We start from the raw sequence: 7951 nt of genomic DNA on the forward strand, positions 1-7951 counted from the left end.
GGTCGGCGTCGGTCGGCGTCGGCGCGAGCGTCTGGCGGCGCGAGAAGGCGAGCAGGCGCTGGGTCAGCGCCGCCGCCCGGTGCGCGCCGGTCTGCGCCATGTTGATGTAACGCTCGAGCTTGTCATACTCGCCCCTGGCGATCCGCATCCCAAGCAGTTCGAGCCCGCCTGTCACCGCGGTCAGCAGGTTGTTGAAGTCGTGCGCCAGCCCGCCGGTAAGCTGCCCGACCGCCTCCATCTTCTGGCTTTGGCGCAGGGCGTCGGCCTGGCTGCGCTCGAGGTCGATGTCGCGCCCGGACGCATAGATCTTCCCATCCTCGAATGCCGCCGTCCAGCTGAACCAACGATAGGTGCCGTCCTTGTGGCGGAAGCGATAGGCGTAGCCGGTCGTCAGCGGTTTTTCGAAGATGCCGACGAACGCCGCCTTGGTGGCGGCCAGATCGTCGGGGTGGGTGTAGGCGACGAAGCTCGTCCCGATGAGTTCGCCCGGCTCGTAGCCGAGCAGCGATGTCCAGAGTGGGTTGACCGCCTCCAGCGTGCCGTCCGGCCGGGCGACGACGAGGAGTTCCTGCGACAGGCGCCAGGATCGGTCACGCTCGCGTGTACGCATCTCGACGCGCTCTTCGAGCGTCTCGTTGGCCCGTCGCAGTTCCAGTTCGGCCAAAGCCTGCCGGCGCGCCGCCCAGGTCCGGTCAGCGACGGCCTGAGCAAAGGCGATGTCATCCTCGGTCCAGACGCGCTGGGCGCCGTCGTTGAGGAACAGCACGGCCTTGACCTCGCCGTTCTGTACCAGCGGCACATCGAGCAGCGACCGTATGCCGATGCTCCGAAGCCGCTCCAGACCCGTGCGGGTCCGCTCGTCGGTCTCGACATCCCCGATCGACACGACCTCGCCGCGCAGCAGGGCTTCGCCATAGGTCCCGTAATCCTGGAAGCTATGGTGTCCGGCGATGGAGGCGATATCCGGATGGGCGCACCAGTCGCGCTCGACCTCGACGCTGCCGGTCGTCAGGTCGACCTCGCCATAGCCGGCGCGCCGCACCGCCAACTGCCGCCCCAGCACCTCCGCCGCGGCATGGACCATGAGGCTGGGATCGGACGAGACGTGCAGCGCCCGCAGCGTCTCGCCGAACTCGATCAGCGCCAGCTGCCGCAGCTCCTGCACCTTGCGCTGCTGGATGTTGAACAGCGCGCCTGGGAACCGGAACGGCTTGCCCTCGGCATCCAGCTCGCAATGGCCGTTCGCCTCGATCCACAGCCATGATCCGTCGAGCTGCCGCACGCGATATTCGGCGCAGTACCGGCCGCCCTCTTGCAGCGCCGTGCCGATCAAGCCTTCGACGCGCGCAAGATCGTCGGGGTGGATCGACCGCACGACCTCGGCGAGCGAGACGCCGGCCTTCAGCCGGTCCGGATCGATCGAGAAGGTGGCGGCGAAGCGATTGTCGCCGGTGAACCGATCGGGCTCGACCAGCCAGACCCATGTCCCGAGCACCGTCCCGGCATCGAGCGCCAGCTCGATCTGCTCGCTCGCCTGGTGCTCGCGCGTGATGTCGCGCGAGACGGACAGCAGCTTGTCCGGGCGGCCATCCACGCCGAGGATCGGTGTAACCTGAACGTCCCACCAGCGCGGCTCCCCGGCCATCGTGTCCGCCGGGCCGACGAACCGGCCCGATCCGCCCTCGCGTGCGGCGGCGAGCGCCGTCAGCGCGTCGGCATTGCCGCGCCCTTCCCAGAAGCCGGGCCACGGCTTGCCGCAGATGGCGCTGAAATCCTTGACCTGCATCAGCGACTGGCCGGCGTCGGTCATGAACAGCAGGTTGCCGTCCAGATCGAGCACCTTGATACAGTCGCCGGACGCACCGAGGACGCTCTTCAGGAACTCGGTATTCTCGCGGCTCTGATCGATCGCGAGCCGCTGATCGGTGCGGTCGCGCAGCACTTTCACGAAGCCGACGACGTCGCCGTCGTCCGTGCGCAGTGGCGTCAGCTCGCCGCTGGCCCAGAAGCGGCGTCCCGCCTTGTCGTTGTGCCAGCGCTCGTCGTTGCCGGCACCGTCGGTGAGAGCGAGCTCCATCTCCTTGGCGGCCCGGTTGGCAGCGCGATCTTCCGGCGTGAAGATGCGTTCCACCGTCTGACCCAGCATTTCCTCCTCGGACCAGCCAAGGATATGCTCGGCCCCCTTGCTCCACGTCGTGACCCGTCCCTCGGGATCGGTGGCGATCATGGCGAAGTCGATCGCGCTGTCGATCACCCAACGGCTCAACACGGCATCGGCCGGCTTGGTGGTTGTCATCGGCGTTCCCATAGTCTCGGCTAAACCCAGCCAGACCTCCTAGGCAAGCCGGCGGTGGCCGACGGCGCTGATATGAGACGACAATCGTGTGGCTATGCCCTGGCAGATGCCGTTGCCGCAACGTCGCTGGTCTTAGCCACCATAGCTCACTCCGCAGTGGGCCGCGAAGGTTGCCGGGTATGTCAGGACCCACAATCGATCACGTCATCGTCCGCGTGACCACCCTGCGCCGTTGCAGCCGGGCTTGGGAACGGCAAGTCTCCGACGATGACAGGTAGTTCGGAGCCGATGGTGTAAATGATCGAACATCGACTCTCTATTGCTCGTCGATGGATTGTTTCGGTCTGCACCGGGGATGGCAGCTTGGACCGCCGGCAGAGGCAGCTCGATCGTCGCTGACAACCTCGATCGTTTACTGGCTTTTGCTCTCGACACGAGCCAGCGAAGCGGCACCCACGCGCAACGCATCGCTGGCATCCGACCACGCGGGATCGCCGGGATTGAGAGCGGTTCGCAGATAGGCGCAGCTCAGCCGCTGGACGACGGCCAGACGGTCAGGATCCTCGTCGGTCGTCTCCGCCGCCTCGTAGCCTGCAACCCCACCCAGCCCATGCTTGCCGCCATATAGGGTCAGCAGGAAGTCGGCACCGGGGCTAAGATGATAGGCGTCGGCGTGCCAGTCCGCGCTACGGGGAGTGAGGTGGGGGCTGACGTCGGCATCGCCGACGATCACCAAGGCCGGCGTGGTCAGATGCGAGAAGTCGGGGTTGAGGAAGGAGAAGGCGGGATTGGCTGCCATGGCCGGGTTGAGGTCGTTACCACCACGGCCGGGAGCGGCCAGCAGGACGCCTACCTTGATCCGGCTGTCCTTGAGATTGACGTCGATGGCACCTGGATCATGCGGGTCGGTCAGCCGCGCACCGAGCAACATGCCGACTGTCTGCCCGCCGAGCGAGTGTCCGGCGGCGGCGATCCGCGTCGGGTCGACCCGGCCGGCAAGCGTCGGCACCTGCGCCACCACCTCGTCGAGCCGGTCGAGGATGCGCACCATGTCCTCGACGCGCGACCGCCAGAAAGCGGGGCCACCCGGCGCGCTCGGATCGAGCCCTGCCACCTTGGAATTGAGGTGCGTCGGCTGGATCACGACGAAGCCGTGCGCCGCCCAGAAGTCGGCGAGCGGACCATAGCCGTGCAGCGACGGGATGTAGAGCGACGGTCCATGACCGTGCGACAGCAGGATGATGGGCAGGTCGCGGTCCGTCACCGGTGCCGTCACCTTCATCTCCAGGTCCAGTCCGCGATCCGGTGTGGACAGCGTGACGGGACTGGCCGCCAGGATTGGAACGGCATCGCTGACCGGGATCGCCGCGGCCAGCTTGATAAGGTTGTTCATCGCTGTTCTCCGTCGCTCAGGCGAGCATACCGCCGTCGATCAGGACGTGCGTTCCGGTGATGTAGGCCGCTGCTGGCGAAGCGAGGAAGCAGACGAGTTCCGCCACTTCGTTCGGCTGGCCATAACGGCCCAGCGGCACGAGCGTCTTGATCCTCGCCGATCGCTCGCCTGTGTCGGGGTTGGCTTCCGTCTCGATCGGGCCGGGCTCGACGGTGTTGACGGTGATCCGCCGCCCGGCGAGATCACGCGCCCAGCCCCTGGTCATGCCCGCCACCGCGTGCTTGGTCATGCCATAGGCGCTTGAGCCCGGAAACGGTACGCGCTCGCTGAAGAAGCTGCCTATGTTGATGATCCGGCCATCGTCGCCGAGATGTGCGACCGCCGCTGCGGTGGTGTGCCAGACGCCGCGAATGTTGACGTCCACCTGGCGCTCGAAGGCGGCGTCGGGCAGCGTGCCGATCGGGCCATGCTCGGCGATGCCGGCGTTGTTGACCAGGATGTCGAGCCGACCGCCAAATCGATCGACCGCCGCCGCGACCCCCGCCTTGGCTGCGTCGGCGTCGGCGGCATCTGCCGCGACGGCAAAGCCCTTGCCACCACCGCCGGCGATCTCGGCAACGACCTGTTCGGCCTGTTCCGCGCTCTTGGAGTAGGTCACGACGACTGCGGCCCCTCGCGCAGCGAGGAGCTTGGCGCAGGCGGCACCGATGCCGCGACTGCCACCAGTGACGAGCGCGGTCTTGCCAGCAAGGCTCAGGTTTTCAACGGACATGGATTTCCAATCGGCTGCGAGGCTGTGGTCAAATTCCGAACATCGCGCTATCAAAGCGGAACGACGCTCATGATAATACGGAGCGTTGCTCCGTTTGTAAAGAGGAAGGACGCAGCATTAGCGACGAGCAGGTCCGAGCTGGTTCAGACGTGAGTGTCGACGCCGCGGCTAAGCCCCTGCGTAGCGATGCCCAGCGCAGCCTCGAGGCGCTGCTCCAGACTGCCAAGGACGTCTTTGCAACCTCGGGCGTGGACGCCCCCGTGCGCGAGATCGCGGCACGGGCGAACCTGGGGGTGGGCACCGTTTACCGGCACTTCCCAAGCCGTGCCGACCTGATCGCCGCCGTATTCCGGCGCGAGATGGACGCCTGCGCCGATGCCGCGGCAACGCTGGCGGAGCAGCAAGCGCCTTTCGACGCGTTGGCGATGTGGATGCAGCGCTTTGCCGCCTTCTTCGCGACCAAGCGCGGGCTCGCGGGCGCGCTCCACTCCGGCGACGCCGCGTTCGAGGCGTTGCCAGCGCATTTCGACCGGCGGCTGCGGCCAGCCCTGGCGTCGCTGCTCGCCGCGGCAGCCGCGACCGGCGCGATCCGCGCCGATGTCATTGCCGACGAACTGCTCCACGCGATCGCGCGCCTTTGCTCGTCTGCGCACGACGACGATGGTCAGGCGGGCCGTATGGTAGCCCTGCTGGCTGATGGGCTACTTATCCGCCGTTGATCGCAGCGGTCTCTGGTGACAGGCCTGAAGCCTCGCCATCGACGATCGCTCGCTGGCAAGGCAGCGTTAGGCGATCGACGTGGCCTTGTTTGCAGTGGATCGTGACCAATCTGACTACTACTACATGGGTCGATGGGTGCGATGGCTAACCTGCAGAGGCAGCGCTGAACGTGATCGAGGGTTGCCTTGCCGACCCTGCGCCAGCTGTGCTTAGCGAACCTGCATGAGCGGTGAGCTGACTGCCGCGACCTATGAGCTTCAGGACGATGGTGACGTGCTCGCCATCGTGCCGTCGGGTGACTGGACGGTGCTGGCGCTGGGCGACGCGCCCGTCCGGCTGCGGGCGGAGCTGGCCGGCCGCAACGACCGGCGGCGCTTCGACGCTCACCAGCTGGGCCGGGTCGACACCGCCGGGGTCTTCGCGCTGATGCGGGTATTGGGGCGGCCCAACGAGACCGGGCTGGAGCTCGATCTTGCCGGTCGCGACGAGCTGGAGCGGCTCGCCGATCTCGTCAGCGACTCGCTCGACCCCAAGCCGGCGGCGCGGCGTCGGCGCTGGTCGCGGCACGCGTTGTTCGAGCGGATCGGCCGCGCGGTCGTTGGAGCGGGCCGCGAGTTCTGGTCGGCGGAGGTGTTCATCGGCCGGATGCTCGTCGCCCTCGCGCGCACGGCCGCGTCGCCGCGCCGCCTGCGCCCGATCCCGCTGGTCGCGACGATGCAGCAGGCGGGGCTGAACGCGCTGCCGATCGTGTTCACCATGACCTTCTTCATCGGCGCGGTGCTGGCGCTGGTCGGCAGCACGCTGCTGACCACGCTCGGCGTCAAGGTCTATGCGGTGGAGCTGGTCGGCATCGGCGTGCTGCGCGAGTTCGGCGCGGTGATCGCCGCCATCCTGCTGGCCGGCCGCTCGGCGTCGGCCTTTGCGGCACAGCTCGGCTCGATGCGCATGACGCAGGAGGTCGACGCGCTGCAGGTAATGGGCGTCGACCGCTTCGACGCGCTGGTGGTGCCGCGCGTGCTGGCGGCGCTGATCATGCTGCCGGTGATGACCTTGTGCGGCGACGTCGGCGGGCTGCTCGGCGGCATGGTCGTCACCGCGACGACGATGGACATCAGCCCCGCCTTCTTCGTTCAGCGGCTGACCGCCGAGGTCGGGCTGACCCAGTTCTGGGTGGGAATGAGCAAGGCACCGTTCTTCGCGCTCGTCATCGCCGCGACCGGCTGCCGCCAGGGCCTCGCCACCGGTGGCGACGTCGAGAGCCTGGGCGCGCGGGTGACGGCGGCGGTGGTTCAGTCGATCTTCATGATCATCATGTTCGACGCGCTGTTCGCGCTGATCTATCGGAACGTCGGCCAGTGAGCGGCGACACGGATGCGCCGCCGATCCGGGTCGAAGGGCTGCGCACCGCGTTCGGCGACACCGTCATCCACGACGGCCTCGACCTCCAGGTCGAGCGCGGCGAGATCATGGGGCTGGTCGGCGGATCGGGGACGGGCAAGTCGGTGCTGCTCAACACCATCCTCGGGCTGAAGCGTCCTGATGGCGGCAGCGTCGCGATCTTCGGCGGCGATATTCACGATCCCGACCAGCGCGCCGGGATCGAGCGGCGGATCGGCGTCATGTTCCAGGGCGGCGCGCTGTTCTCCGCGCTGACCGTGCAAGAGAATGTCGAGGCACCGTTCATCGAGCATACCGACCTGCCCGCCGAGTTCGTCCGCGACTTGGCGGCGCTCAAGATCAAGCTCGCCGGGCTGCCCGACGACGCCGGCGCGAAGCGGCCGGCCGAGCTGTCGGGAGGAATGCGCAAGCGCGCCGGCGTGGCGCGCGCGATCGCGCTCGACCCCGACCTCCTGTTCCTCGACGAGCCAACCGCCGGGCTTGACCCGATCGCGGCGGAGGAGTTCGACGCGCTGATCCGCCGCTTCCGCGACGCGCTCGGGCTGACCGTCTTCATGATCACCCACGACCTCGATTCGCTCTACGCCAATTGCGACCGCGTGGCGGTGCTGGCCGACGGCAAGGTGGTCGCGGTGGCACCGATCCCCGAGCTGGAGCGGTCGGACAATCCGTGGATCAAGGACTATTTCGGCGGCCCGCGCGGACGCGCCGCCAAGGAGCATGGCTGATGGAGCGACACGCCAACTATGCGCTGGTCGGCATCCTGACGACGGTGCTGATCGTCGGCGGCCTGCTCTTCGCGGTGTGGCTGGGCGGCGGCGGTGCCGGTACCACGCACGACCATTACCGCGCGATCTTCAAGGGGCCGGTGCGCGGGCTGGCCGATGGCGGCGAGGTGCAGTTCAACGGCATCAAGAAAGGCCAGATCGAGAAGATCTTCCTGGCCCCGAACGATGCGACGATGGTCGTCGCCGACATGGAGATCGACCGCGACACGCCGGTGCGCACCGACTCGCTGGCCAGTTCGGAGACGCAGGGCATCTCGGGCGTCAACGTCATCCAGATTACCGCCGGCACCAACGGCAGGCCGCTGCTGAAGGGCTCGACCGCTGACGAACGGCCGGTTATCCGCGCCAAGGGCGACCAGATGGCGTCGCTGCTCGAAGGCGGCAGCCGCGCGGTGCAGCAGGCCAACGAGCTGCTCGAGCGCGCCAACCGGCTGCTGTCCGACGGCAACATCGCCGCGCTGGGGGCGGCGATGCGCGACATCCGCTCGGTCACCGGCGAGCTGGCCGCCCACCGCGCGATGATCGGCCGGGCGGATTCGGCGCTGGCCAAGCTCGACGCCGCCGCCACCGACATCCGCGCGACC

At 67.8% G+C, this 7951-nt stretch carries 7 protein-coding genes; 4 read left to right on the plus strand and 3 right to left on the minus strand.

The genetic code is table 11. The annotated features are described in order from the left end of the window. The 3 genes from HUU96_RS07970 to HUU96_RS07980 all read right to left on the minus strand — a co-directional run. Positions 1-2296, minus strand: a 2296-nt coding sequence (locus HUU96_RS07970; protein ID WP_174292301.1) for a PAS domain-containing protein, incomplete at its 3' end; no start/stop codon positions are given. Between the two features lie 412 nt (positions 2297-2708). After that, positions 2709-3689: an alpha/beta hydrolase family protein gene (locus HUU96_RS07975; RefSeq protein WP_174292302.1), complete on the minus strand. Its 981-nt coding sequence runs from the start codon at positions 3687-3689 to the stop codon at positions 2709-2711. Positions 3690-3705: 16 nt separating this feature from the next. Then, the gene (locus tag HUU96_RS07980; protein WP_174292303.1) at positions 3706-4461 is read right to left on the minus strand and encodes an SDR family NAD(P)-dependent oxidoreductase; all 756 of its coding nucleotides are present in this window, start codon (positions 4459-4461) and stop codon (positions 3706-3708) included. 149 nt (positions 4462-4610) lie between these two features. On the opposite strand from HUU96_RS07980, the gene HUU96_RS07985 reads away from it, so the two are divergent. The 4 genes from HUU96_RS07985 to HUU96_RS08000 form a co-directional block, all read left to right on the plus strand. Next, positions 4611-5180 (plus strand): TetR/AcrR family transcriptional regulator, encoded by a 570-nt coding sequence (locus HUU96_RS07985; protein WP_217430292.1) that lies wholly within the window; start codon positions 4611-4613, stop codon positions 5178-5180. A 223-nt stretch (positions 5181-5403) separates the two neighbouring features. Further along, positions 5404-6540, plus strand: coding sequence for an ABC transporter permease (locus tag HUU96_RS07990; protein WP_174292304.1), 1137 nt, complete (start codon positions 5404-5406; stop codon positions 6538-6540). Further along, entirely contained in the window at positions 6537-7307 is a 771-nt protein-coding gene (locus HUU96_RS07995; RefSeq protein ID WP_174292305.1) for an ABC transporter ATP-binding protein, read from the plus strand. The genes HUU96_RS07990 and HUU96_RS07995 overlap by 4 nt, the downstream gene beginning before the upstream one ends. Next, a partial coding sequence (locus HUU96_RS08000) for an MlaD family protein (RefSeq protein WP_174292306.1) occupies positions 7307-7951 on the plus strand: 645 nt, incomplete at its 3' end. The genes HUU96_RS07995 and HUU96_RS08000, both read left to right, overlap by 1 nt.

The organism is Sphingomonas bacterium (assembly GCF_903644135.1).
GTDB lineage: Bacteria > Pseudomonadota > Alphaproteobacteria > Sphingomonadales > Sphingomonadaceae > Sphingomonas.

Bases quoted from the DNA above. Each gene is read 5' to 3' on its own strand.
- HUU96_RS07980 (WP_174292303.1), bottom strand. From the start codon at position 4,461: ATGTCCGTTGAAAACCTGAGCCTTGCTGGCAAGACCGCGCTCGTCACT.
- HUU96_RS07975 (WP_174292302.1), bottom strand. From the start codon at position 3,689: ATGAACAACCTTATCAAGCTGGCCGCGGCGATCCCGGTCAGCGATGCC.
- HUU96_RS07990 (WP_174292304.1), top strand. From the start codon at position 5,404: ATGAGCGGTGAGCTGACTGCCGCGACCTATGAGCTTCAGGACGATGGT.